At 72.8% G+C, this 24,860-nt stretch carries 26 protein-coding genes; 17 read left to right on the top strand and 9 right to left on the bottom strand.

The genetic code is table 11. From position 1 onward, the window contains the following. Window positions 1–198 precede the first annotated feature (198 nt). The 3 genes from SXIM_RS03670 to SXIM_RS03660 all read left to right on the top strand — a co-directional run bounded on the left by SXIM_RS03670 (window position 199) and on the right by SXIM_RS03660 (window position 3,909). Window positions 199–1,116: a S1 family peptidase gene (locus SXIM_RS03670; protein WP_030728136.1), complete on the top strand. Its 918-nt coding sequence runs from the start codon at window positions 199–201 to the stop codon at window positions 1,114–1,116. Window positions 1,117–1,541: 425 nt separating this feature from the next. Further along, complete coding sequence (locus SXIM_RS03665) at window positions 1,542–2,615, top strand: S1 family peptidase (protein WP_030728132.1); 1,074 nt, start codon at window positions 1,542–1,544, stop codon at window positions 2,613–2,615. 124 nt (window positions 2,616–2,739) lie between these two features. After that, window positions 2,740–3,909 (top strand): DUF5685 family protein, encoded by a 1,170-nt coding sequence (locus tag SXIM_RS03660; protein ID WP_030728129.1) that lies wholly within the window; start codon window positions 2,740–2,742, stop codon window positions 3,907–3,909. A gap of 152 nt (window positions 3,910–4,061) precedes the next feature. Here the strand turns inward: SXIM_RS03660 and SXIM_RS03655 are convergent, their stop codons facing one another. Next, a complete protein-coding gene (locus tag SXIM_RS03655) occupies window positions 4,062–5,090 on the bottom strand; it encodes an aspartate-semialdehyde dehydrogenase (protein WP_030728126.1) in 1,029 nt (342 codons plus the stop codon). Between the two features lie 224 nt (window positions 5,091–5,314). Here SXIM_RS03655 and SXIM_RS03650 point away from each other — a divergent pair, with 224 nt between their 5' ends. From SXIM_RS03650 to SXIM_RS03625, 6 genes are all read left to right on the top strand, one after another. After that, a complete protein-coding gene (locus tag SXIM_RS03650; RefSeq protein ID WP_030728123.1) occupies window positions 5,315–5,617 on the top strand; it encodes an urease subunit gamma in 303 nt (100 codons plus the stop codon). A 27-nt stretch (window positions 5,618–5,644) separates the two neighbouring features. Next, window positions 5,645–5,950: an urease subunit beta gene (locus tag SXIM_RS03645; protein WP_030728120.1), complete on the top strand. Its 306-nt coding sequence runs from the start codon at window positions 5,645–5,647 to the stop codon at window positions 5,948–5,950. 111 nt (window positions 5,951–6,061) lie between these two features. After that, the gene (locus SXIM_RS03640) at window positions 6,062–7,783 is read left to right on the top strand and encodes an urease subunit alpha (RefSeq protein ID WP_046722928.1); all 1,722 of its coding nucleotides are present in this window, start codon (window positions 6,062–6,064) and stop codon (window positions 7,781–7,783) included. Further along, window positions 7,783–8,457, top strand: coding sequence for an urease accessory protein UreF (locus SXIM_RS03635; protein WP_030728115.1), 675 nt, complete (start codon window positions 7,783–7,785; stop codon window positions 8,455–8,457). Before SXIM_RS03640 ends, SXIM_RS03635 begins: the two co-directional genes overlap by 1 nt. 33 nt (window positions 8,458–8,490) lie before the next feature. Beyond that, window positions 8,491–9,222, top strand: a complete 732-nt coding sequence (gene ureG, locus SXIM_RS03630) for an urease accessory protein UreG (protein WP_046722927.1) — start codon at window positions 8,491–8,493, stop codon at window positions 9,220–9,222. Then, window positions 9,219–9,989, top strand: a complete 771-nt coding sequence (locus SXIM_RS03625; RefSeq protein ID WP_030728109.1) for an urease accessory protein UreD — start codon at window positions 9,219–9,221, stop codon at window positions 9,987–9,989. Before ureG ends, SXIM_RS03625 begins: the two co-directional genes overlap by 4 nt. 155 nt (window positions 9,990–10,144) lie before the next feature. Here SXIM_RS03625 and SXIM_RS03620 read toward each other — a convergent pair whose 3' ends face one another. Beyond that, a complete protein-coding gene (locus tag SXIM_RS03620; protein WP_030728107.1) occupies window positions 10,145–10,762 on the bottom strand; it encodes a TetR/AcrR family transcriptional regulator in 618 nt (205 codons plus the stop codon). Window positions 10,763–10,827: 65 nt separating this feature from the next. Between SXIM_RS03620 and SXIM_RS03615 the strand changes: the two genes are divergently transcribed. From SXIM_RS03615 to SXIM_RS03605, 3 genes are read left to right on the top strand one after another with little or no spacing between them, the layout of a single operon-like run. Then, a complete protein-coding gene (locus SXIM_RS03615; protein ID WP_046722926.1) occupies window positions 10,828–11,733 on the top strand; it encodes an oxidoreductase in 906 nt (301 codons plus the stop codon). A 14-nt stretch (window positions 11,734–11,747) separates the two neighbouring features. Continuing rightward, complete coding sequence (locus SXIM_RS03610; RefSeq protein ID WP_046722925.1) at window positions 11,748–12,677, top strand: SDR family NAD(P)-dependent oxidoreductase; 930 nt, start codon at window positions 11,748–11,750, stop codon at window positions 12,675–12,677. Next, the gene (locus SXIM_RS03605) at window positions 12,674–13,135 is read left to right on the top strand and encodes a nuclear transport factor 2 family protein (RefSeq protein ID WP_046722924.1); all 462 of its coding nucleotides are present in this window, start codon (window positions 12,674–12,676) and stop codon (window positions 13,133–13,135) included. The genes SXIM_RS03610 and SXIM_RS03605 overlap by 4 nt, the downstream gene beginning before the upstream one ends. 65 nt (window positions 13,136–13,200) lie before the next feature. Here the strand turns inward: SXIM_RS03605 and SXIM_RS03600 are convergent, their stop codons facing one another. From SXIM_RS03600 to SXIM_RS03580, 5 genes are all read right to left on the bottom strand, one after another. Continuing rightward, window positions 13,201–13,836 (bottom strand): response regulator, encoded by a 636-nt coding sequence (locus SXIM_RS03600; protein WP_030728094.1) that lies wholly within the window; start codon window positions 13,834–13,836, stop codon window positions 13,201–13,203. Next, window positions 13,829–15,082, bottom strand: coding sequence for a sensor histidine kinase (locus SXIM_RS03595; RefSeq protein ID WP_107073973.1), 1,254 nt, complete (start codon window positions 15,080–15,082; stop codon window positions 13,829–13,831). Before SXIM_RS03595 ends, SXIM_RS03600 begins: the two co-directional genes overlap by 8 nt. A gap of 46 nt (window positions 15,083–15,128) precedes the next feature. Next, window positions 15,129–15,878: an ABC transporter permease gene (locus SXIM_RS03590; protein ID WP_030728088.1), complete on the bottom strand. Its 750-nt coding sequence runs from the start codon at window positions 15,876–15,878 to the stop codon at window positions 15,129–15,131. Window position 15,879: 1 nt separating this feature from the next. Further along, window positions 15,880–16,782: an ABC transporter ATP-binding protein gene (locus SXIM_RS03585; protein ID WP_030728085.1), complete on the bottom strand. Its 903-nt coding sequence runs from the start codon at window positions 16,780–16,782 to the stop codon at window positions 15,880–15,882. A gap of 85 nt (window positions 16,783–16,867) precedes the next feature. Next, a complete protein-coding gene (locus SXIM_RS03580) occupies window positions 16,868–17,527 on the bottom strand; it encodes an HAD family hydrolase (RefSeq protein WP_030728083.1) in 660 nt (219 codons plus the stop codon). Window positions 17,528–17,593: 66 nt separating this feature from the next. Here SXIM_RS03580 and SXIM_RS03575 point away from each other — a divergent pair, with 66 nt between their 5' ends. The 5 genes from SXIM_RS03575 to fxsA all read left to right on the top strand — a co-directional run bounded on the left by SXIM_RS03575 (window position 17,594) and on the right by fxsA (window position 23,423). After that, window positions 17,594–18,034 carry an Lrp/AsnC family transcriptional regulator gene (locus SXIM_RS03575; RefSeq protein WP_030728082.1) on the top strand — a complete coding sequence of 147 codons (441 nt, stop codon included), beginning with the start codon at window positions 17,594–17,596 and terminating at the stop codon, window positions 18,032–18,034. Between the two features lie 31 nt (window positions 18,035–18,065). Then, window positions 18,066–19,712, top strand: coding sequence for an amidohydrolase (locus SXIM_RS03570; RefSeq protein ID WP_030728079.1), 1,647 nt, complete (start codon window positions 18,066–18,068; stop codon window positions 19,710–19,712). 524 nt (window positions 19,713–20,236) lie between these two features. Continuing rightward, window positions 20,237–22,042, top strand: a complete 1,806-nt coding sequence (lnt, locus tag SXIM_RS03565) for an apolipoprotein N-acyltransferase (RefSeq protein ID WP_030728076.1) — start codon at window positions 20,237–20,239, stop codon at window positions 22,040–22,042. Continuing rightward, entirely contained in the window at window positions 21,967–22,800 is an 834-nt protein-coding gene (locus SXIM_RS03560; protein WP_375878490.1) for a polyprenol monophosphomannose synthase, read from the top strand. The genes lnt and SXIM_RS03560 overlap by 76 nt, the downstream gene beginning before the upstream one ends. Next, entirely contained in the window at window positions 22,797–23,423 is a 627-nt protein-coding gene (gene fxsA, locus SXIM_RS03555) for an FxsA family membrane protein (RefSeq protein ID WP_046722919.1), read from the top strand. The genes SXIM_RS03560 and fxsA overlap by 4 nt, the downstream gene beginning before the upstream one ends. 80 nt (window positions 23,424–23,503) lie before the next feature. Here fxsA and SXIM_RS03550 read toward each other — a convergent pair whose 3' ends face one another. Then, a complete protein-coding gene (locus SXIM_RS03550) occupies window positions 23,504–23,878 on the bottom strand; it encodes an RNA polymerase-binding protein RbpA (protein WP_026047558.1) in 375 nt (124 codons plus the stop codon). Between the two features lie 168 nt (window positions 23,879–24,046). Continuing rightward, complete coding sequence (gene yczE / locus SXIM_RS03545) at window positions 24,047–24,754, bottom strand: membrane protein YczE (protein WP_043176946.1); 708 nt, start codon at window positions 24,752–24,754, stop codon at window positions 24,047–24,049. Window positions 24,755–24,860 lie beyond the last annotated feature (106 nt).

Below are 24,860 nucleotides of genomic sequence, written 5' to 3'. Positions count from 1 at the left end.
GAGTTTCGGGCACGGGGCCGATCGGGTGGGGAGGTTCCGTGGAGTGGCTGAAACTTGTTCTTGGCAATCGGGGCGCCTGTGGTGAAGATTCGGTGCAGCGCTTGTCAGGGTCATGCCGATGAACACGGCGGCACGGCCCCGGCCACGCCTCACGGGCCCACACATCCAGCGGGCCCCAGATTCCCCACGGAGGAAATCGTGAGTTCCGAGCGCCCCAACCCCCACAGACGCCTCGTCAAGCGGCTGCGGCTGATCGCCGCCGCCTCCGGCGTGGCGGCGCTGACAGCCTTCGTGCTGCCCAGCACCGCCGCCGCCGAGCCGGTGCAGACCTTCAGCACCGCGCAGCTGGCCACGGCGGACAGCGCCGTGCTCGCCGCCGACATCGCGGGAACCGCGTGGACGGTGGACGAGGAGACCGGCCAGGTCGTCGTCACCGTGGACTCCACCGTCACCCGGGAGGAGATCGCGGAGATCAAGGACAGCGCGGGCTCCCTGGCCGGGGCCATCAGCATCGAGCGCACTCCGGGCACGCTGGAGAACTACCTGTCCGGCGGGGACGCCATCTACGCGAGTGGCTGGCGCTGCTCCGCGGGCTTCAACGCCACCCGCGGCGGTACGACGGTCCTGCTGACCGCCGGCCACTGTACGGACGGAGCGGGCACCTGGTGGGCCAACTCCGCCCGCACCACCGTCATCGGTTCCACGATCGGCTCCAGCTTCCCCGTCAACGACTACGGGCTGATCTCGTACACGAACTCCTCGCTGGCCCGTCCCAGCAACGTCTACCTCTACAACGGCACCTACCGGACCATCACCGGCGCGGCCAACGCCACCAACGGCCTGGCCGTGCAGCGCTCCGGTTCCACCACCGGGCTGCGCTCGGGCTCGGTGACCGGCCTGAACTACACCGTGAACTACGGCGGCGGTGACATCGTCTACGGGATGATCCGTACCAATGTCTGCGCCGAGCCCGGCGACAGCGGCGGCCCGCTGTTCTCCGGCAACACCGCCATCGGTCTGACCTCCGGCGGCAGCGGCAACTGCAGCGTCGGCGGCACCACGTACTTCCAGCCGGTCACGGCGGCGCTGAGCGCCTACGGGGCCAGCATCCCGTAACGGGCCGGGTCCCTCCGGGGAGCCCTCGCCACCACTCGCCGCCCCCGTCCGGGTCACCCGGACGGGGGCGGCCGTATGGGGAGCGTGCGCACGGCGGATGTCACGAAAACCGGACTCCTGCGAACGATGAGCGAACCCCGAGCGGTGATTTTCAGACAGGTCTAGTCCTTACCCAGGGCGAGCTGACGGGTGCTCAACGCGCGTAGCGTGGCGAAGTGTCGAGGAATATCGGGCGAGTTCGGGACACATCGTCTGGACGTGCGTGCGAGGGGCGAACGGCCGTGTCGGGCGTGAAGTCGTTCTTGTGTGGGCCGGGGCAGGATGGGAATACTCGCCATCACCGCTTGGCATGAACGTGGCTGAAGAGCCAGGTTCCTGCTCTCTCCGGAGCCAATGGGCTCCAACCCCCACAGGAGGAAACGAGCGTGACAAACCGACGCATGTCCGCGCGGCGTATCACGATGGCCGCCACCGGCGTTGCCGCACTGCTGGCCGGGACGTTCACCATGTCTCAGGCGAACGCCCAGACCCCCACCTTCACCCCGGATGTCCTGTCCTCGCAGGCGGCCGTCGAACTGGCGACCACCCTGGAGGACACGCTGTCCGCCAACACGGCCGGCACCTTCTACGACGCCCAGACCGAAACCCTCGTGGTGAACGTCACGGACACCGCCGCCGTCTCCGAGGTCCAGGCCACCGGTGCCGAAGCGCGCCTGGTGGACCACACCCTGGCCCAGCTGGAGGCCGCGGCCGACGAGGTCGAGGAACTCGCCGTGCCCGGCACGGCCTGGGGCATCGACCCCGTCTCCAACGCCGTCAAGGTGACGGTGGACTCCACCGTGACCGGCGACGCGCTCGCCGAGCTCCGCAGCGGCGTGGAGGCCCTGGGCGGCCAGGCCGTCCTGGAGCAGGTCGAGGGCGAGTTCTCGCCCTACATCGCGGGTGGTGACGCCATCTACACCTCCGGCGCCCGCTGCTCGCTCGGCTTCAACGTCACCATCGGTGGCCAGCGCGGCTTCCTGACGGCCGGTCACTGCGGCTCGACCGGCAGCAGCTGGTCGGCCACCTCCGGCGGCGCCGCCTTCGGCACCCTGAGCACCAGCGTGTTCCCGGGCTCCGACTACGCGGCCGGCAGGTACAGCTCCAGCATCGCCAGCCCCAGCTCGGTGAACCTGTACAACGGTTCCACCCGCTCCATCACCGGTGCGGCCAACCCGGTCGTCGGCCAGACGGTCGAGCGCTCCGGCTCCACCACCGGTCGGCACAGCGGCACGGTCACCGCGCTGAACGTGTCGGTCACCTACCCGCAGGGAACGGTGCGCGGCACCATCCAGACCACCGTGTGCGCCGAGCCCGGTGACAGCGGCGGCGCCCTCTTCTCGGGCAACACCGCACACGGCCTGACCTCGGGCGGCAGCGGCAACTGCTCCAGCGGCGGTACCACCTTCTTCCAGCCGGTGGTCGCGGCGCTGAACGCGGTGGGCGCCACCATCCCGTAACAGGATCCCCACAGTCCACGGCCTGCCGCCGCGCGCGGCGGGACCCGGTGACACACTGCGAAGCCCCCGGCCCGGGAATGGGCCGGGGGCTTCGGTTGTGTGTGGACCCATGGGGGGACGTGGCGTGTTCGGCATCATCAGGCCCTGTCGGCACCGGCTGCCGGCCGGACTCGGCGAGCAGTGGATGGCGCATTTGTGCGGCCTGTGCCTGGCCCTGCGCGGCACGCACGGTCAGGCGGCCCGGCTGGCGACGAACTACGACGGCCTGCTGATATCCGTGCTGTACGAGGCCCAGGCCGCGCCGGAGTCCGGGCCGGTGCGGCGTACGGCCGGTCCGTGCCCGCTGCGCGGCATGCGCACGGCCTCGGTCGCCAGGGGAGAGGGCGCGGCGCTGGCGGCCGCCGTCTCCCTGGTGCTGGCCTCGGCCAAGCTGCGCGATCACGCGCTGGACGGGGACGGGGCGCTGCGCCGCCGTTCGCTGGCGGTGGCGGCCGGGCGGGTGGCGCGTGGCTGGGAACGGGCCGGGGCCAGGGGCGGGGCGGCGGTGGGGTTCGACGCGACGCTGCTCACGGACGCCATCGGCCGGCAGCAGGAGCTGGAGGCGGCGGCGGTGCCGGGCGGGGCGCTGCTGACCGTGACCGAGCCGACCGAGACGGCGACGGCCGCGGCGTTCGCGCACACGGCCACCCTGGCGGGGCGTCCGGGCAACGCCCGGGCGCTGGCGGACGCCGGACGGTACTTCGGGCGGCTGGCGCATCTGCTGGACGCGGTGGAGGACCAGGATCAGGACGCGCGGGACGGTGCCTGGAACCCGCTGACCGCGACCGCCACCTCGCGGGCGGAGGCACGGCGGCTGTGCGACGACGCGGTGCTGGGGGTGCGACTGGCCCTGCGGGAGGCGGAGTTCCGCGACGAGCGGCTGGTGCATGTGCTGCTCGTGCACGAGCTGCGGCGGGCGGTGGACCGTACCTTCGCCGGTCCCGGCGGGGCGGCATGCCGGCACGGTGCCACCGCGCAGGCGACGCCCGATCTCACGGATCCGCCGGACCTCGGGCGCCGTCGGCGGGGCTGGGCGGCCGGCTGCCTGGTCTGGTCGGGCATGTTCTGCACCTGCCAGATCTGCTGCCGCGAGGACTACACGGATCCGTGGACCGGCAAGCAGCGGCACGGCTGCTGTCACTACTGCGACTGCTGCAGCGGGTGCGACTGCTGCTCGTGCTGTTCCTGCGGTGGGGACGGCGACGACGGCGGGTGCTGCGACAGCTGCGACTGCAACTGCGGCTGCGACTGCTGACTCGGGAACAGCTACGGGGCCCTGCGGGAGGGCGCGGACGAGCCGCAGGCCCGGGCCGCGGACCCGCCTCATCCGGTCGCGGCGGCCGGGGAACGTCCTGAGCCGCCCGGGGGTGCCGGCCGTCGGGGCCGGCACCCCCGGGCGGTCGGCGCTCAGCCGCGCTCGGCCGCCACCAGCTCCGCGATCTGGACGGCGTTGAGCGCCGCGCCCTTGCGGAGGTTGTCGTTGGCGACGAACAGGGCCAGACCGTGGTCCACTGTCTCGTCACGGCGGATGCGGCCCACGTAGCTGGCGTCGCGGCCGGCCGCCTGCTGCGGGGTGGGCACGTCCGACAGAACCACACCCTCGGCGTCCGCCAGCAGCTCGCGGGCCCGGTCGGGGCTCAGCGGCTGGTCGAAGCGGGCGTTGATCTGGAGGGAGTGGCCGGAGAAGACCGGCACCCGCACACAGGTACCGGACACCTTCAGGGCCGGGATCTCCAGGATCTTTCGGCTCTCGTTGCGGAGCTTCTGCTCCTCGTCGGTCTCGTCCAGGCCGTCGTCCACGATGGAGCCGGCCATCGGCAGCACATTGAAGGCGATGGGCCGCACGTAGTTGTTCGGGGCGGGGAAGTCCACCGCGGTGCCGTCGAAGGTCAGCCGGGTGGCGTCCTGGGCGACGGCCGCCCGCGTCTGCTCGTCCAGCTCGGCGACGCCGGCCAGGCCACTGCCGGAGACCGCCTGATAGGTGGCGACGACCAGGGAGGTGAGCCCGGCGGCGGCGTGCAGCGGACGCAGCACCGGCATCGCGGCCATGGTGGTGCAGTTCGGGTTGGCGATGATGCCCTTGGGGCGGTCGGCGATCGCGTGGGGGTTGACCTCCGAGACCACCAGCGGGACCTCGGGGTCCATGCGCCAGCCGGAGGAGTTGTCGATCACCACGGCACCCGCGGCGGCGACCTTCTCGGCCAGCGCCCTGGAGGTGGCCTTGCCCGCCGAGAACAGCACGATGTCCAGGCCGGAGTAGTCGGCGGTGGCGGCGTCCTCGACGGTGACCTCGCCGCCCTGCCACGGCAGCGTACGGCCCGCGGAACGGGCGGAGGCGAACAGCCGCAGCTGATCGGCCGGGAACTTCCGTTCTGCCAGAATCCCGCGCATCACACCGCCGACCTGGCCGGTGGCTCCGACGATCCCGATCTTCATGTGGCTCCTTGCGTCCATGACTGTCCAGCTCACGTCCCGTGCGCCGGGGCTTCTACCCTGCCTTGTCCATTCGACAACAGCTAATTCTTTGATGTCGGTCACGTCCGGTGGGGGAGACCGTGAAGATACTTCTGTATGGAAGTAACGCCCATGAAACGCGGCCGAACTAGCCTCCGGGTGACCGGCGCGTACCGCCCGGTGACGACGGCGAGGTGGAACGACGGATGCGACTGACCCCGCACGAGCAGGAGCGGCTGCTGATCCATGTGGCGGCCGACGTGGCCGCCCGGCGGCGCGACCGGGGGCTGCGGCTCAACCACCCGGAGGCGGTCGCCCTGATCACCTCGCACCTCCTGGAGGGCGCCCGCGACGGCCGCACCGTGGCCGAACTCATGGCCTCCGGGCGCGAGGTCCTCACCCGCGCCGAGGTGATGGAGGGCGTCCCGGAGATGATCCACGACGTCCAGGTCGAGGCCACCTTCCCGGACGGCACCAAGCTCGTCACCGTCCACGAGCCCATCGTCTGACCTCCGACCCGGCGGGAGTACCCCCCTGTGATCCCTGGCGAGATCCGCTACGCCGACACCCCCGTCCCGCTCAACGAGGGCGCGCCGGTCACCCGGCTGACCGTACGGAACACCGCGGACCGGCCCGTGCAGGTCGGCTCGCACTACCACTTCGCCGAGGCCAACCCCGGCCTGGACTTCGACCGCGCCGCCGCGCACGGCAAGCGCCTGGGCATCGCGGCGGGCACCGCCGTCCGCTTCGAGCCCGGCATCCCGGTGGAGGTCGAGCTGGTACCGATCGCCGGCCGCCGGATCGTCCCGGGGCTGCGCGGCGAGACGAACGGACCGCTGTGAACGGCGTACGCGGGGCCGCGGCCGGACCGCCGGTACCCCGCGCGCTCCGGTGCGGGGCGGCAGCGGGCGCTGGTGCGCAATCGGCTGCGGAAACGAACGGAAGGACGGGCGATGGCTGAACTCGGCAGGGCGGCGTACGCGGATCTCTTCGGCCCCACCACCGGGGACCGGGTGCGGCTGGCCGACACGGATCTGTTCATCGAGATCGAGGAGGATCTGTGCGGCGGCCCCGGCCGGGCCGGTGAGGAAGCCGTCTTCGGCGGCGGCAAGGTCATCCGCGAATCGATGGGCCAGTCCCGGGTCAGCCGCGCCGAGGGCGCTCCCGACACGGTGATCACCGGCGTGATCGTCCTGGACCACGACCGGACCGGCAAGGCCGACGTGGGCATCAGGGACGGCCGGATCACCGCGCTCGGCAAGGCGGGCAACCCCGACACCATGGACGGGGTGCATCCCGAGCTGATCATCGGTCCGGAGACCGAGATCATCGCGGGCAACGGCAAGATCCTCACCGCCGGCGGCGTCGACGCCCACGTCCATCTCATCTGCCCACAGATCGCCCAGGAGTCCCTCGCCTCCGGTGTCACCACCCTCGTCGGCGGCGGCACCGGCCCCGCCGAGGGCTCCAAGGCCACCACCGTCACCCCCGGCGCCTGGCACCTGGCCCGGATCTTCGAAGCCATGGACGGCTACCCCGTCAACCTCGGGCTGCTCGGCAAGGGCAACACCACCGCCCAGGACGCCCTGCGCGCCCAGCTGCGGGCGGGCGCCGTCGGCTTCAAGATCCACGAGGACTGGGGCGCCACCCCGGCCGTCATCGACGCCTGTCTGCGGGTGTGCGACGAGTCCGGCGCCCAGCTCGCCCTGCACACCGACACCCTGAACGAGGCCGGGTTCGTCGCCGACACCCTCGCCGCGATCGGCGGGCGGTCCATCCACGCGTACCACACCGAGGGCGCCGGCGGCGGGCACGCGCCCGACATCATCACCGTGGTCTCCGAACCGCACGTGCTGCCGTCCTCCACCAACCCCACCCGGCCGCACACCGTCAACACGGTCGAGGAACACCTCGACATGCTGATGGTCTGCCACCACCTCAACCCGGCTGTCCCCGAGGACCTGGCCTTCGCCGAATCCCGCATCCGGCCCACCACCATCGCGGCCGAGGACATCCTGCACGACCTCGGGGCCATCTCGATCCTGTCCTCCGACTCCCAGGCCATGGGCCGCGCGGGCGAGGTCATCCTGCGCACCTGGCAGACCGCGCACGTGATGAAGCGGCGGCGCGGCGCGCTGCCCGGGGACGGCCCCGCCGACAACCACCGGGCCCGCCGCTACGTGGCCAAGTACACGATCAACCCGGCGATCGCGCAGGGCCTGGACCACGAGATCGGCTCGGTGACCCCCGGCAAGCTCGCCGATCTGGTGCTGTGGCAGCCGGCGTTCTTCGGTGTGAAGCCGGACGTGGTGCTCAAGGGTGGCCAGATCGCGTACGCCCAGATGGGCGACGCCAACGCCTCCATCCCCACACCGCAGCCGGTGCTGCCCCGGCCGATGTTCGGCGGTGTCGGCCGTGCCCCGGCGGCCAACTCCGTCAACTTCGTCACCGAGGCCGCCGTGCACGACGGGCTGCCCGAGCGCCTTGGAGTGGGGAAACGGTTCACCGCGATCCGCGACACCCGGCGGACCGGAAAGGCCGACATGCGCAACAACGACGCGCGGCCCCATGTCACCGTCGACCCCGACACCTTCACCGTCACCATCGACGGCGACCGGGTCGTACCCGAACCCGCCACGGAACTCCCCCTGGCCCAGCGTTACTTCCTCTTCTGATGCCGGCCGCCGCACTGCTGCTGCTCGCCGACGGCCGCTTCCCCGCCGGATCCCACGCCCACTCCGGCGGGGCGGAGGCCGCCGTACGCTCCGGACACCTCACCGGCCCCGGGGACCTCGCCGGCTTCTGTCACGGCCGGCTGCACACCACCGGCCTGGTCGCCGCCGCCCTCGCCGCCGCCGGGGCCGCCGGCCACGACCCGGGAGAACTCGACGCCGCGGCCGACGCCCGGACCCCCGCGCCCGCCCTGCGCGTCGCCGCACGCCGGCTGGGGCGGCAACTGCTGCGCGCCGCCCGTGCCACCTGGCCCGACCCCGCCCTCGACGCCGTCGCCCGCCGCCACCCCGGCGGCCTCCACCAGCCCGTCGTGCTGGGTCTGGCCGCTCGTGCCGCGGGGCTCACCCCGTACGACGCCGCCCAGGCAGCCGCGTACGAATCCGTCAGCGGCCCGGCCACCGCGGTGGTACGGCTGCTGGGGCTGGACCCCTTCGACGCCACCGCGCTGCTCGCCCGCCTCGGCCCCGGGATCGACGCCGTGGCCGCCCGCGCCGTACAGGCGGCGCTGGCCCTGCCCGCGCACGGCACCGACGCCCTGCCCGCCGCCTCCGCCCCGCTGCTCGACATCGCCGCGCAGCAGCACGCCGTGCGGACCGGCCGGCTGTTCGCCTCCTGACCGCCGCCCCACCGCCTTCCGAGGAGACCGCCCATGCACCTGAACCATCCCGAAACCTTCCCGGAGCGGCACACGCACGGGGCCGGGCCTTCCCCAAGCACTTCGGGCGGGGCACACCTCACGCGCCCGGACGGCCGGCGGCGCGCCCTGCGCATCGGGCTGGGCGGACCGGTCGGCTCCGGCAAGACCGCCACCGTCGCCGCCCTGTGCCGGGCGCTGCGCGCCGACCTGTCCATCGCCGTGGTGACCAACGACATCTACACCCGCGAGGACGCCGACCATCTGCTGCGCGAGGCCGTCCTGCCGCCCGAGCGGATCACGGCGGTGGAGACCGGCGCCTGCCCGCACACCGCGATCCGCGACGACATCTCCGCGAACCTGGAGGCCGTGGAGGAACTGGAGGACGCCAACGGCCCGCTGGATCTGATCCTGGTGGAGTCAGGCGGCGACAACCTCACCGCCACCTTCTCCCGGGGCCTGGTGGACGCGCAGATCTTCGTCATCGACGTCGCGGCGGGGGACGACATCCCGCGCAAGGGCGGTCCCGGGGTGACCGGCGCCGACCTGCTGGTCGTCAACAAGACCGACCTGGCCCCGTACGTCGGCTCCGACCTGGAGGCGATGGCGCGCGACGCGAAGGCGCAGCGCGGGGACCTGCCGGTCGCCTTCACCTCGCTGCGGGCGCCGGACGGGGTGGCGCCGGTGCGGGAGTGGGTACGGGAGCGGCTGGCCGCGTGGGCCGCACCGGACCCGGCGGCCGTATGACCGTCCGGGCGCGGGCCAGGATCACGGCGGCACCCGGTGGCCGGCTGCCGGTGCTGAGCGGTGAGGGGCCGCTGGCGGTACGGCGCACCCGGCCCCGGGAGCGAGCCGGGGGGACGTGGGCGCAGGTCACGACGGTCGGCGGGATGAGCGGGCCGCTGGGCGGCGACCGGCTGCGGATGTCCGTGACGGTGGAGCCCGGCGCGGCGCTGCGGGTGACCTCGGCGGCGTCCATGGTGGCCCTGCCCGGGCCGGGCCGGGACGGCGCTGAGGCATCCTACGACACCGAGCTGACGGTGGGGGAGAGCGGCGTTCTGCACTGGTGGCCGGAGCCGCTGATCTGTGCGGCGGACAGTGTGCTGAGGATGACCACCCGGGTGGCCCTGGCGCCGGGCGCCCGGCTGTGGCTGCGGGAACAGCAGATCCTGGGGCGCGCGGGTGAACCGGCGGGGCGGCTCAGCACCCGCCTGATCGTGCGCGGGGGCGGGCGGCCCCTGCTGGACCAGGAATTGAGCTTCGGCCCCGGGGTTCCGGGATGGCGCAGCGGTGCGGTGCTCGGATCGCACCGGGCCGTGGGCCAACTGCTGGTGATCGACCCCGACTTTGGGAAACGGCCGGTGGAACCGGAGCTGCTCGGCCCCACCGCCGTCCTGACCCCGCTGGCGGGCCCCGGCGCCCTGATCACGGCCCTGGCCCCGGACGGCCTGGCACTCTCCCGCCTGCTGGCGCGCGGCGAGGACCTGATCACCGCCGGGCTGCGGTCGGGGTGAGGACGGAGTGGCCCCTCCCCTCCGGGGGCGGCGGCGCGGGGGTGTGCCGCATGGCGGGCCGCGTGGGCCAGGTCTGCGCCGCCAGGAGCCGGTAGCCGCCGTCGAGGGTCTGGCGCCGGGTCCTGGCCAAAGGCGCGCCCCGATCTCGCGGCCGGTCAGCGCGGTCCTGTGGGGCGGGCGCCTCTGAGGAACTGTGTCACCGCGGTGTCCACGAGTCCCTCGAGCCGTCCCGGCTCGATCATGCCGCTGTTGACCATGGACGTGATCCCCAGGACGGTGGCGTAGATGATGAGCCCGATGTCCTCCGGGTCGCCCTCCTCCAACGCGCCGCGCTCCTGGCCCTCTTCGATCAGGTCGCTGATCTGCCCGAACGCGGCCGCCGCGGCCTCGGCGACCGCGGTCGCCCCCGGGCGGTGCTTGCTGGAGTTCATCAGCCCCGTCAGCGCGGCGTTCTCGGTCGCGAACCGGGCGTAGGCCCACGCGAAGGCGTGCAGGCGAGCGGGCAGATCGTCCTCGTCGTCGATCTCGTCCACCGCGGCCCGCAGCTGGGCGCCCAGGCGGACGAATCCCGACTCGGCGAGGGCGTCCAGCAGCGCGCGGCGGTCCGCGAAGTGCCGGCGGGGCGCCGCGTGACTCACTCCGATATCCCGTGCCAGGTCCCGCAGGGAGAGCTGCTCGACCCCGTGCGCCCTCAGACTGCGCTCCGCCGCGTCGAGCAGCACCGTGCGGAGATTCCCGTGGTGATAGGGGCGCTGCTGGCTGGTGTCTGGCATGGAGCCAGCCTACTCAGCACAATGTTTCCATTGACAACAATGTTGCCAGTGGCTACTCTCGTGCCATGTCCAGATTCTCCCCGGCCGACCTTCCCGACCTGACCGGCCGCACCGCTGTCGTCACCGGCGCGAACAGCGGTATCGGGCTTGTCACCGCCCGCCTACTCGCCGAGCACGGTGCGCGGGTGGTCCTGGCCGTACGCGATCCGGACAAGGGGGAAGCGGTGGCGGCCACCATGACGGGCACGGTCCAGGTGCACACCCTCGATCTCGCCGACCTCTCCTCCGTACGGGCGTTCGCCCACCACCTCCCGGGCCCCGTCGATCTGCTGATCAACAACGCTGGTCTCTCCCTGGGGCCGCTCTCCCGGACCGCGGACGGATTCGAGTTGCAGTTCGGGACCAACCACCTGGGCCACTTCGCCCTGACGAACCTGCTCCTGCCACGCATCAGGGGACGGGTGGTGACGGTGGCCTCACTCGGGCACCGGATCGGCTCCCTGGACTTCTCCGACCTCCAGTGGGAACGCAGGCCGTACCGGCCGAACGCCGCCTACGCGCAGTCCAAGCTGGCCAACCTCCTGTTCGCCGCCGAACTCCAGCGCAGACTCACCCGCGCGGGATCACGCGTCATCTCCACGGCCGCGCATCCCGGCATCTCCTCGACGAACCTGATGCGAGCGGAGGAGAAGCCCTCCCTCGGTTTCCGCGTCGAGAAGTTCCTTGTCGGGCTCGGCGCCCACAGCGCCGAGGACGGAGCCCTGCCCACCCTGTACGCCGCCACCGCGGACCTTCCCGGCGACAGCTATGCCGGCCCCGACCGGCTGTGGGGCATGCGCGGTGCGCCGACGCTGGTCGGACGGGCCGCCCGAGCACGTGACGGCTCGGCGGCACGGCGGCTGTGGGAGGTGTCGGAGGAACTGACCGGCACGCGCTTCCCCCTCGACACACCCACGCCCCCTGCCTCGTGAAAGGAACCACCGCTGTGACCCGTCCACGGAAAGACCCGCGGAAGAAGCCTCAGAAGAACGAACTCGCCGTCGTCTCCGGGGCGTCGTCGGGCATCGGAGCCGCGACGGCGCAGACCCTCGCCGCCATGGGCTACCACGTCCTCGCCGGGGTACGCACCGACAGCGAGGCCGACGCCGTCCGGGCCGACGGCGTCGAACCGGTCACCCTGGACATCACCGTCCCGGAACACATCGAGGCCCTGGCCCGACGGATCGCCGACGACCCCGATCGGCGCGTCCTGCGTGTCCTGGTCAACAACGCGGGGATCGAGATCAACGCCCCCGTCGAGGTGCTGCCCCTTTCCCTGTGGCGCGAGCAGTTCGAGGTGAACCTCTTCGGGCACATCGCCGTCATCCAAGGACTCCTGCCCTTCCTGCGGCGGAGCCGGGGCAGGATCGTCAACATCAGTTCCGTGGGCGGGGTGGCCGCGCTGCCCGTCTTCGGGGCCTATGCGGGAACCAAGTTCGCCCTGGAGGCGGCCAGCGACTCCCTGCGCCGCGAAGTCGCGGCGCACGGCGTGCAGGTGGTCGTCGTCCAGCCCGGCGGTGTCCGGACCGAGATGGCCGCCCGCAGCGGTGACATCTCCCTCGAACTCGCCGCCGGGATGAACACCGAGCACCAGCGCCTCTACGGCGACCTCATCAACGCGACGGTGTCGTCGAACACAGCCTTCCTGGAACGCGCCCTTCCGGCGGCCAACGCGGGGGCCAGGATCGCCAGGGTGGCGACCACACCCCGCCCACGCACCAGGTACACCCTCGGTACGGACGCCGCCTTCATCATCCCTCTCGCCCGTTTCCTGCCGGCCCGGCTGCTGGACGGCATCCTCGCGGTGAGCCACCGGTCCCGGAAGCAGAAATCTGCACCCACGCCCGCACCCGAGTCCGTAGGAAGTCCTTCATGACCATGCTCGCCGACCGCATCGAACTGATCGAACTGATGGGCCGCTACGCCGACATCGCCGACCTCAAGGACTTCACCCGCCTCCCCTCCCTCGTCTACGCGGACTCGGTGACCCTCGACTTCTCCTCGGTCATCGGCCTGCCGCCGACGACCGTGCCGCTCGAGGAGTACGTCCACGTGCTGGGCCAAGCCTTCGCCCCCTTCTCCGCCACCCATCACACCATCACAGGCCACGTCGTCGGCATCGACGGCGATCGCGCGGCCCTCCACACGCACGTCCGCGCCGAACACTGGGTGCCGAAGGAGCGGGCAGGCGGCGGGCCGGACCGATGGCTGGTCGTCGGCTTCTACGACAACGAAGCCGTCCGGACACCGCGCGGCTGGCGCCTCAACAGCGTCAAGCTCACCGCCACCCACCAGGAGAACAGCCACCTCGCAGGAGCTGTCCCAGGCACCTGAGCACGCCGCTCAGCTCCTGGCACCGCTTGTACGGCGGGCCTGTCCCGTGGACGGTGCGACGGGCTTCAGCCGAGGATGCCGCGTTCGTACGCCGTGGCGACGGCTGCCGCGCGGTCCTTGACGCCCAGTTTGGTGTAGAGATGGGCGAGATGGGTCTTCACGGTGGCCTCACTGATGAACAGCTCGGCGGCGATCTCCCGGTTGGAGCCGCCCTTGGCGACGAGCCCGAGCACCTGGCGTTCGCGGACGCTCAGCGCTTCGCCGACGGGCTCGCGTACCCGGGAGACCAGCCGTGTCGCCACGGCCGGGGAGAGCACCGTACGGCCCTCCGCCGCCGCCCGGACCGCCGCGAACAGGTCCTCGCGCGGGGTGTCCTTGAGCAGATAGCCGGTGGCGCCCGCCTCGATGGCCGGGAGGGTGTCGGAGTCGGTGTCGTAGGTGGTGAGGACCAGCACCTTGCTGCTCAGGCCGCGACGGCCGAGCTCGCGGATGGCCGCAACTCCGCCGCCGCCCGGCATCCGCAGATCCATCAGCACCACGTCCGGCGTCAGGCGCCGCGCCAGCTCCACGCCCGTGGGCCCGTCCGCCGCCTCGCCGAGGACTTCGAACTCGGGCGCGGTGGCGAACATGCCGCGCAGGCCGTCCCGGACGACGGGGTGGTCGTCAACGATCAGCAGGGTGATGGGGCGCTGTTCAGCCATGGCGCACCAACGGTACGCGAGCGGAGACCGCCGTGCCCTGGCCGGGCTCTGATTCGACGTCCACCGTGCCGGCCAGCCGTGCCGCCCGGGCCCGCATCCCGCCGAGCCCGAAGCCGCCGGGGCTCTCCCTCGGGTGCGGCACCCGGAGGTCGAATCCCCGGCCGTCGTCGCGCACGTCCAGGGTCACCTCGTCGTCCATGTAGGACAGCGTGACCCCGACCCGGCCTGCCTCCGCGTGCCGCCCGGCGTTGGCCAGCGCCTCCTGGGCGATGCGCAGCAAGGTGGCCTCCACCTCCTCGTGCAACGGCTCCACGGTGCCGGTGATGGTGAACATCGCCTGCACCCCGAACTCCTCCGTCCACGCGTCCACGGCCTTTTTGAGGGCCTCGGCCAGACTGTGGTGCTCCAGCGCCCCCGGGCCCAGGTTCTGCACCGAGCGGCGGGCCTCGCCCAGGCTCGTCCTGGCCAGCGTCGCGGCGCGGGTCACATGGGCCCGGGAGGTGGCCTCGTCGGTGGCGGCGGTGGCGGCCTGGAGCTGGGTGATGATCCCGGTGAGCCCTTGGGCGATGGTGTCGTGGATCTCGGCCGCCAGCCGCTGCCGTTCCTGGGTGACCCCGGCCTCCCGGGCCTGCACGACCAGCATGTTCTGCAGGGCGGCGTTGTCCCGCAGCGCCTGCTCCAGATGGGTGTTGGCGCGCTCCAGTTCCTCGATGGTGGCGGCCCTGGCACGGGCGCGCTCCTCCTCGCGGCCGCCGAGATGGCCGAACACCAGGGTGAGGGAGCCGTGCAGCACGAACAGCGCCCCGAACGCGCCCCAGGACACGGCCCCCTGCGGCGGGAAGCCCCCCATGTTGGAGCCGGCCATGATGACCGCGGTGGCCAGCAGCCCGGCCCGGACGGCCCGGCCGGGCAGCAGCCGGCCCGGGTCGAAGTAGCCGAGCACCGCGTAGACACCGAAGAACGGGTTGATCCAGTTGAGGGCGAAGGCGAGCGCGGCCCTCATCCAGTAGTACACCTGGCCGCCGGCCGAGCCCGGCGGGTCGCCGAGGCGCAGCGCCCGCCCCCGCCACACCTGGAGGGCGACGGCGGCGGTCACCAGCACACCGCCGACGTACAGACCCCTGGGCGTGGTGATGATCCCGAAAGTGAGCAGGGACAGCAGCACGCTGAGCCCCAGCGCGCCGTAGGGGCCCCAGCGGTAGAACCGCTCCCAGCCCTCCTCGACCGTGATCCGGCTGTCCGTCATGCCCCCCAGCATGCCGTCCGTCTCCCCTTCGCCCGCACGCACGGTGCTACTCCCAGCGGAACCGGCGGACGGCCACGGCTGTCAGCACCAGCGCCCACAGCGCGGTCAGCCCCAGCGGTGCCCAGCCGGGCCAGCTGCCGGTCGCGGCCTGGTCCAGGGCCTGGGAGGCGGCCCCGAACGGGGTCAGCTGGACGATCTCGCGCAGGGTGTCCGGCATCGTCTGCACCGGCAGCCACACACCGGCGGTGAACATCGCCGGGAAGAAGACGATGGTGCCCACCGTCTGCGCGATCTTGCTGGTGCGGGAGACGGCCGCGATGGTGGCCCCCAGCGCCAGAGCGGCCCCCGCCGTGAGGACCACCGCCAGGACGTACCCGGCGAGCTGCCCCGGCAGCGCCACGTCGAACACCACTCTGCCCACCGTCAGGGCCAGCAGCACGGACAGGGCGATCGCCGCCCCGTGCAGCACCAGCTGTGCCGTCAGCAGACTCTGCGGCCGGGCCGGGGTGGCGGACAGCCGGCGCAGGATGCCGCGCTCGCGGTATCCCACCAGCACCGCCGGCATCGACTGGATACCGGCCACGATCATCGACAGCAGGACGGCCACCGGCACATAGAGGTCGATGACCCGCCGGCCGTCCAGATCCTCGCCCACCTCGCGGAAGGCCGGGATCAGCCCCAGGATCGTGATCAGCGCGGTGGGGAAGACCAGAATCCAGAAGATCGCCCCCGGCTCCCTGCCGAACAGCCGGAACTCGCTCTTCAGCACCGCCCGGGAAGCATGTGTGGTCGACATGTCAGCTCTCCTTCGCGGTCAGGCCGAGATAGGCGTCGTCAAGGGTGGCGTCGGTGACCCGCAACTGCCGGACCGTGATCCGCTGCCGGGCCAGCAGGGCGATGACCGCGTTGGCCGACGCGTCGTCGCCCTCGATCACCAGCCGGTCGTCCTTGCGCCGCTCCCAGCGCACCAGCGGCAGCGCGGCCAGTTCGTCGTCGCTCAGCGGCCGGGACGGGACGAAGGAGATGACCGTGGAACCGGTCGCCCGCTCGATCAGCCCTTGCGGTGTGTCGAGCGCCGCGATCCGCCCGCCGTCGATGACCGCGACCCGGTCGCACAGCCGCTGGGCCTCCTCCATGAAGTGGGTGACCAGCAGTACCGTGACGCCCGAGTTCCGTACCTCCTCGATCAGCTCCCACGTCTCCCGCCGGCCGTGCGGATCGAGCCCCGTCGTCAGCTCGTCCAGCACGACCACCCGCGGACCGCCGATCAGGGCCAGCGCGATGAACAGCCGCTGCTGCTGACCGCCCGACAGCTTCGCGAACCGCGTCTCCAGCCGGTCACCCAGGCCCAGCCGCTCCGCCAGCGGCCGCCAGTTGGCCGGCCGCCGGTAGAACGAGGCGTACAGCTCCAGTGCCTCCCGGACCGTGAGCTTGGGCTGGAGCGCGCTCTGCTGCAGCTGCGCCCCCAGCAGTTCGGTCACCCCCGCGCGGTCCTTCAGCGGGTCGAGCCCCGCCACCCGCACATGCCCCTCGTCCGGCACCCGCAGACCCTCGACGCACTCCACCGTCGTGGTCTTGCCCGCCCCGTTCGGCCCGAGGATGCCGAAGATCTCCCCCTCGTCGACGGAGAAGGACACCCCGTCGACCACGGGCCTGCCCCCGTAACGCTTGCGCAGCCCGCTGACTTCGATGATTGCCATGCCCACCAGGGTTCCGCGGCGGGCACCCCCCGCCACATCGCCCACCGGGCCAGACCTCGCATCCCCCGATCGGTGGATGCCGGCATCATCCCTGCCCGGCGCTCCGCAGCAGGTCCGGCAGCTTGCGCATGTCCTCGAACACCACCGTGTCCGCGCCCTCCAGCCACGGCGCCGGGGTCAGCCCGCCCGCGTACCCGAAGGACCGCATCCCGGCCGCCCGCGCCGCCCGCACCCCGTACTGGCTGTCCTCCACCACCGCGCAGCGCTCCGGCTCCACCCCCAGCCGCTGGGCGGCGTGCAGGAACAGATCCGGCTCCGGCTTGCCCCGCGCCACCTCCGAGGCGCTGAAGATCCGCCCCTCGAACCGCTCCCACAGGCCGGTGCGGCCCAGCGTGCGCCGCATCTTCTCGTGCGAGCCGCTGGAGGCGATGCAGCGCGGCAGCACGATCGCCTCCAGCGCCTCGAGGACCCCGGGTACCGGCAGCAGCTCCGCGTCGATCGCCGCCGCCAGCCGGGAGCGGTACAGCGCGTTCCACCGTGCCGCCGCCTCCTCGCCCAGCCGCTCGGCGACCTGCGCGCTCACCGAGCGCTCGGAGCGCCCCAGGAACCGGTCGACGATCTCCCGCTCGGTCAGCGGCCAGCCCAACTCGGCGCCCAGCTCCACACACACGCGCAGCGCCAGGGGCTCGCTGTCCACCAGCACCCCGTCGCAGTCGAAAATCACCAGTTCGATAGCGGAAGACACCCCCGCACCCTACCCCCGCCGCCGGTACGCCCCCGGGCCCCGCCCGCGTCCGGTAGGTTACGCACCGTGGAGGAACTGGATCGCCGGATCGTGGAGTTGCTCGTCAAGGACGGGCGGATGAGCTATACCGACCTCGGAAAGGCCACCGGGCTTTCCACCTCGGCCGTGCACCAGCGGGTACGCCGCCTGGAACAGCGCGGCGTCATCCGCGGCTACAGCGCCATCGTCGACCCGCAGGCCATCAGTCTGCCGCTGACCGCCTTCATCTCCGTCAAACCGTTCGACCCCAGCGCCCCCGACGACATCGCGGAGCGGCTCGCCGAGGTGCCCGAGATCGAGGCCTGCCACAGCGTCGCCGGCGACGAGAACTACATCCTGAAGGTCCGGGTCGGCACGCCCATCGAGCTGGAGCACCTGCTGGCCCGGGTCCGTTCGCTGGCCGGCGTCTCCACCCGCACCACCGTCGTCCTGTCCACCCCGTACGAGGCCCGCCCGCCCCGGATCTGAGCCCCGCGCCCGCACCGGGGAGACTGGGCCCATGACCGACAGCTCCACCAGCACCACCCCCGGGCGGCCCCGCACCGTACTGCTGCGCCGCGGCGAGGTGCACAGCCCCGCCGATCCCTTCGCCACCGCGATGGCCGTCGAGGGCGACCGCATCGCCTGGGTCGGCTCCGAGGGCGCCGCCGACTCGCTCGCCGCCACCGCCGACGAGGTGATCGACCTCGACGGGGCCCTCGTCACCCCCGCGTTCACCGACGCGCACGTGCACGCCACCGCCACCGGGCTCGCGCTCACCGGGCTCGACCTCACCGGCTCCGCCACCCCCGGCGAGGTGCTCACCCGGATCCGGGAGTACGTCGCGGGCCGCCCGGCCGGCGCGGCGCTGCTGGGCCACGGCTGGGACGCCTCGGGCTGGCCCGGCGGACGCCCGCCCACCCGCGCCGAACTCGACGAGGCGGCCGGCCACCGCCCGCTCTACCTGACCCGCGTCGACGCCCACTCCGCGCTGGCCACCACCGCCCTGCTCGACCTGGTGCCCGGCGTCACCGCCCTGCCCGGCTACCGGGCGGACGGCGCACTCACCGGGGACGCCCACCACGCAGTACGGCACGCCGCCGACGCCGCCCTCACCGACGCCCAGCGCGCCGACGCCCAGCGCGCCACACTGCGCCGCGCCGCCGCCCTGGGCATCGGCACCCTGCACGAGTGCGCCGGGCCCGACATCTCCAGCGAGGACGACCTCAGGGGGCTGCTCGCGCTCGCCGCCGCCGAGCCCGGCCCGCGCGTCGTCGGCTACTGGGGCGAACTGGTCACCGGCGCCAAGGACGCCGCCCGGGTGCGCGACCTCGGCGCGATCGGCGCGGGCGGCGACTTCTTCGCGGACGGCTCCCTGGGCTCCCACACCGCCCACCTGCACGCCCCGTACCACGACGCGGACCACACCGGCACCGCCCACCTGGACGCGGACACCATCGCCGCCCACGTCGCCGCCTGCACCGAGGCGGGGCTCCAGGCCGGCTTCCACGCCATCGGCGACGCCGCCATCGGCTCCGTCACCCAGGGCGTGCGCGCAGCCGCCGAGCAGGTCGGGCTCACCCGGGTGCGTGCCATGCGGCACCGCGTCGAACACGCCATGCTGCTCACCGCCGGGCACATCGACGCCTTCGCCGAACTCGCCCTGACCGCTTCCGTACAGCCCGCCTTCGACGCCGCGTGGGGCGGCGAGAGCGGCATGTACGCGCAGCGTCTGGGCGCCGACCGGGCCCGTACGCTCAACCCGTACGCCGCCCTGCTGCGAGCCGGGGTGCCGCTGGCCCTGGGCTCCGACGCCCCCGTCACCCCGCTCGACCCGTGGGGGACGCTGCGCGCCGCCGCCTTCCACCGCACCCCCGAACACCGGATCTCGGTGCGCGCCGCCTTCACCGCGCACACCCGCGGTGGCTGGCGCGCCATCGGCCGTGACGACGCGGGCGCCCTGGTGCCCGGCGCGCCCGCCGACTACGCGCTGTGGAGCACCGGGGAGCTGATCGTCCAGACCCCCGACGACCGCATCGCGCGCTGGTCCACCGACCCGCGGGCCGCCACGCCGGGGCTGCCCGATCTCACCCCGGGCGGTCCGACCCCCGACTGTCTGCGCACGGTGGTGGCCGGACGGACCGTCCACGACCGGCTGAATGAGTGATCCGCGGACCCGGTGATACCGCCGAACGATGTGTGCTGGGTCTGTCGGTCCGGCGGCGCGGGCTGGCACTGACCTGGAGTTTTGATGAGAATCCCCAGGTCAGAAGAGTGTTGACAGGCGGCGGTCGGCGAGCGGTAGGTTCGGCCGGGTCCACCACAGGACGTCCGGCCGGCGCTCTTTCCGCGCAGTCGTCGAACGCTGCTGGGCCAGAGGGTGGGGCGCCGCTGATCCGGCGCCCCGTCACTGGGAGCCAGGTCCAGCGCCCGCGGCACGGGGGCGGAGGTTTCGTCCGGCCGGCTGGTGCGACCCGGGTGGGGCCCGGATGCTCAGTAGACAACGGCTTTCGGTCGACCCGCAGCCAGCGGGTCCCAGGTCGGCCCGAAGGGCACCCGGGCCCCGATCCCGCAGCGCGATGGTCTCCGCACGGGGCACCCCTGCTCGATGAGGCGGGGGAGGAACCCTGCCGGGCGGTGTATCCGAGGTACCGTCACCTCAGCACCGCTCGACCGAGGAAGGCCACGACTGTGCCATCGGGCCCTGAGACCACCGCCGTGACCGGCCCCCAGGACGGCGACGCCGGCACGCGGCCGGTCATCCCCGCCGCCTCGCTCCCCGCCGACCCGGGCGGCGACGGCGCGGCCGGCGCCGCGCGCGCCGCACGGGACGCGCCGGCCGGGCGGCGTCCGGGCCGGCTGCGCCGGATCGGCGCGGCCGCCCGGCGGCACTGGCCGGCCTCGCTGGCCGCCGCGGGCGCCGGGGTGGCCCTGGCGCTGGCCTTCCCGCCCTACGACGTGTGGCCGCTGTCGGTGCTGGCGGTGGCCGTGCTGTCGCTGGTCACCCGGGGCCGCACCGGCAAGCAGGGCGCCTGGTTCGGCCTCGCGTTCGGCTTCCCGTTCTTCCTGGTGCTGCTGAAGTGGCTGAACACCATCGGCTGGGACGTCGTCGTCGGACTCTCCCTGCTCCAGGCGCTGTTCATGATGGTGATGGGCTCCGCCCTCGCCCTCACCTCCCGGCTCCCGGCCTGGCCGCTGTGGGCCGCCTGTCTGTGGGTGGCCGAGGAACTGGTCCGCGACCGGCAGCCGCTGGGCGGCTTCCCCTGGGGGCGGCTCGCGTTCGCCAACACCCAGACCCCGTACACCCCGCTGGCCGCGCTCGGCGGCGCGCCGCTGGTGACCTTCGCCGTGGCGCTCAGCGGCGCCCTGCTGGCCTGGGCAGCCTGGGCGGGATGGCGGCTTGCCGCCGAGCACCGGGCCCGCCCCGCCGGCGCGCGCGGGGCCGCCCCCCTGGCGCGGCGCGCGCTGCCCGCCGCCGGCGCGGCCTCCCTCGCCGCCGCCGTGGGCCTGTCCGGCTACGCCGTCCCGGTCGGCACGGACGCCGCCGACACCGTGCGGATCGCCGTCGTGCAGGGCAATGTGCAGCAACCGGGCATGGACTTCCTCGGCCGCCCCATGCTGATCCTCAACAACCACGTCGAGGCCACCGAGCAGCTCGCCGCCGATGTCGCGGCCGGCCGGGTCGAACAGCCCGATCTGGTGATCTGGCCGGAGAACGCCTCCGACCTCGACCCGTACAAGTACCCCGAGGCACGCCGGGCCATCGAGCGCGCGGTCGCCGCGGTCGGGGTACCGGTCCTGGTGGGCGCGCTGGTCGACCACCCCACCAGGGAGGGGTACGTCGAGAACCAGGGCATCGTGTGGGACCCGGTCACCGGCCCCGGCGCCTCGTACACCAAGCAGCACCCGGTGCCGTTCGGCGAGTACGTGCCGTTCCGGGAGCAGCTGAGCACCTTCATCTCCCGGCTCGACCGGGTGCCGCGCGACTTCTGGCCCGGTGACCACACCGGGGTGCTGGACGTCGGCCCCGCCCGGCTCGGCGATGTCATCTGCTTCGAGGTGGCCTATGACGGCATCGTGCGGGACACCGTCAACGCCGGGGCCCGCGCCCTGGTCATCCAGACCAACAACGCCACCTACGGCAAGACCGGGCAGCCCGAGCAGCAGCTCGCCATGTCCTCGCTGCGCGCCGTCGAGCACGGCCGGGCGATCGTCACCGCCGCGCCCAGCGGGCTGAGCGCGATCGTGGCCCCGGACGGCACGGTGGAGCAGGTGACCGAGGAGTTCACCCAGGACGTGCTGGTCGGCGAACTGCCGTTGCGGGACGCCCGTACGGTCGCCGACCGGGTCGGCGCGGCCCCGGAGTGGGCGCTGGCGGGCCTGGGGGCACTGGCGTGGCTGGCCGTGCCGGTACGGGCGAGATGGGGGCGCCGCGAGGAGAACGCGGCGCGCGGGGACCAAGGGGACGGAGCGGCCGGCGCCGGGGCGACCCCGTGACGCAGGACCCGGCGGACGGCCGGGTGCTGGTGATCATCCCGACGTACAACGAGGCCCAGAACCTGCCGCCGCTGCTGGAACGGCTGCGTCTGGCCGTCCCGGAGTGCGACATCCTGGTCGCGGACGACAACAGCCCGGACGGCACCGGCCGGATCGCCGAGGAGGCCGCCGCCGGTGATGCACGGATCCGGGTGCTGCACCGCGCGGGCAAGGAGGGCCTGGGCGCCGCCTATCTGGCCGGTTTCGCGTGGGGCCTGGAGCGCGGGTACGACGTGCTGGTGGAGATGGACGGCGACGGCTCGCACCAGCCGGAGGAGCTGCCCCGGCTGCTGCGGGCGGTGCGCGGCGGGGCGGACGTGGTCATCGGTTCGCGCTGGGTACCGGGCGGCCGGATCGTGCACTGGCCCAAGTACCGGGAACTGCTGTCCCGGGGCGGAAGCACGTACTCGCGGCTGCTGCTGGGGCTGCCGATCCGGGATGTCACCGGGGGGTTCCGGGCCTTCAGGGCCCATGTGCTGGACGCCGGGCTGCTGGCCGACGTGGCCTCGCAGGGGTACTGCTTCCAGGTGGACCTGGCCCATCGGGCGGTGCGGGCCGGGCACCGGGTGGCCGAGGTGCCGATCACGTTCGTGGAGCGTTCGCACGGCGACAGCAAGATGAGCCGGGACATCGTGGTGGAGGCGTTGTGGCGGGTGACGGCGTGGGGAGTGGCCTCCAGGTTCAGGAAACTGACCCGGACCGGCACACTGGAATCATGACAAGCGGCATCCCGAACCCGTACGAAGGCGCCCGCGGGCGTCCCCATGGCGCGCACTCGGTCGCGACGCGGCGCCGTTCCCGGCCGCTGCTGCCCCTGGGGGTGGCGATCTGGGCGGTCCTGGAGATCTGGCTGCTGACGCTGGTGGGGCAGGCGTGGGGCGGGCTCACCGTCTTCCTGCTGCTGGCCGGCGGGCTGCTGGTGGGCGCGCTGGTGATCAAGGTGGCGGGGCGGCGGGCCTGGCAGCAGCTGACGGCGAGCGTACGGGCGGCTCAGCAGCCGGGCGAGCAGAAGCCGGCGGCCGCTCCCGGGCGGCGCCGCAGCAACGCGCTGACCATGCTCGGCGGCCTGATGATCATGGTGCCGGGTCTGCTGTCGGACGTCCTCGGTCTGCTGCTGGTCTTTCCGCCCACCGCCGCGCTGCTCACCCGATTGGGCGGACACTGGCTGCGGCGCAGCACCGGGCCCATCGGCTCGCTCTTCCATGACGTGCGGAGCGCGAACCAGCAGATGCGGATGCGGCGCCCGGACGGCAAGGTCGTCCAGGGCGAGGTGCTCGACGAGGACGACGACGAGGGCGGGCACGGGGGCCGGGGGCCGCGGGACGGCGGCGGCCACCCGTAGCCGTACGGTCCCAGCACCGCGCGAGGGCCCGGGTCACCTTTCGGTGACCCGGGCCCTTCCGCGATCCGTGCGCCGCTCCGTCAGGCGGATTTGCGGCTGTCGCGCGGGTGCACGGCGATGTTCATGGCGCCGGAGCGCAGGACGGCCAGCCGCTCGGCCAGCACCTCCTCCAGCTCCTCACGCGTGCGCCGTTCCATCAGCATGTCCCAGTGTGTACGCGCGGGCTTGCCCTTCTTCTCCTCGGGGCTCTCGCCGTCCACGAGCAGGGCCTGCGCGCCACAGACCTTGCACTCCCACTCCGGCGGGATCTCTGCCTCGACCGAGAACGGCATCTCGAATTGATGTCCGTTCTGGCATGCGTACTCCACGGCCTGGCGAGGTGCCAGGTCGATGCCGCGGTCGGTCTCGTAGCTGGTCACCACGAGCCGCGTGCCGCGAAGAGCTCGCTCACTCATGAATCGTGCCTCCCGGGCTCATCGCCCACAGGACAGGTGTCGCTGTCGTCATCGGTCAGGTCAACGTCCGGTCGGCGGTAAAGATTCCCGTGTGGGTCATGCGTCGCCCGTCGTGCCGCCTCTTCTTGTACCCACCGACGTCCGGTTTGTCACATCAGGGCTGAGATGTCACCCGGCGTCCGCACAGGATGGCTCGCGGTTACGGTCCGTCCGATGGGATCGAACGCGTAGAATACCCGTCCGCCGCCCCTGCGTCGAAATCCGGTCGGACATCCGCTCGGATGGCGACGGGATCATTGTGCCGAAAAGCCGCAGGAAGAACTGCGCCACCGGGCCGATGGTCAGCGCGAAAACGGCCGTACCGATCCCCACCGTGCCACCCAGCGCGAACCCCACCGCGAGCACCAGCACCTCGATGCCGGTCCGCACCAGCCGCACCGAACGTCCGGTGCGCCGGTGCAGACCCGTCATCAGGCCGTCCCGGGGACCCGATCCCATCCGCGCCGTGATGTACAGGCCGGTGGCCGCCCCCAGCAGCACGATGCCGCCCAGCATCAGGCCCACCCTGGCCGCCCACGCGTCCGCCGCCACCTCGGGGAAAACGGCCAGCACGGCGTCCAGCGACAGGCCGACCAGCACCACGTTGGCCACCGTGCCCACCCCGGGGCGCTCCCGCAGCGGGATCCACAGCAGGAGCACCAGCGCGCCCACGATGATCGAGACGGTGCCCATGGTGGCGCCCGTCTGCCGGGATATCCCCTGATGGAGTACGTCCCAGGGGTTGGTGCCCAGCTCGGAACGGACCAGCAGGGCGGCCGCGGTGCCGTAGAGCACCAGCCCGACGAGCAGTTGAAGGAGACGGCGGGCCCGGTGCATCTGGACTCCTGGAGGGTGGCACGAAAACTTTCCCGAACTGGACTGACACATGGCATTGTGTGACCCGGTTGGATCGCCGAACCATGGCCAATCGAGGAAGGGTGGC

The organism is Streptomyces xiamenensis (assembly GCF_000993785.3).
In the GTDB taxonomy this organism is placed as follows: domain Bacteria; phylum Actinomycetota; class Actinomycetes; order Streptomycetales; family Streptomycetaceae; genus Streptomyces; species Streptomyces xiamenensis.
This window is presented reverse-complemented; position numbering and strand designations above follow the sequence as displayed.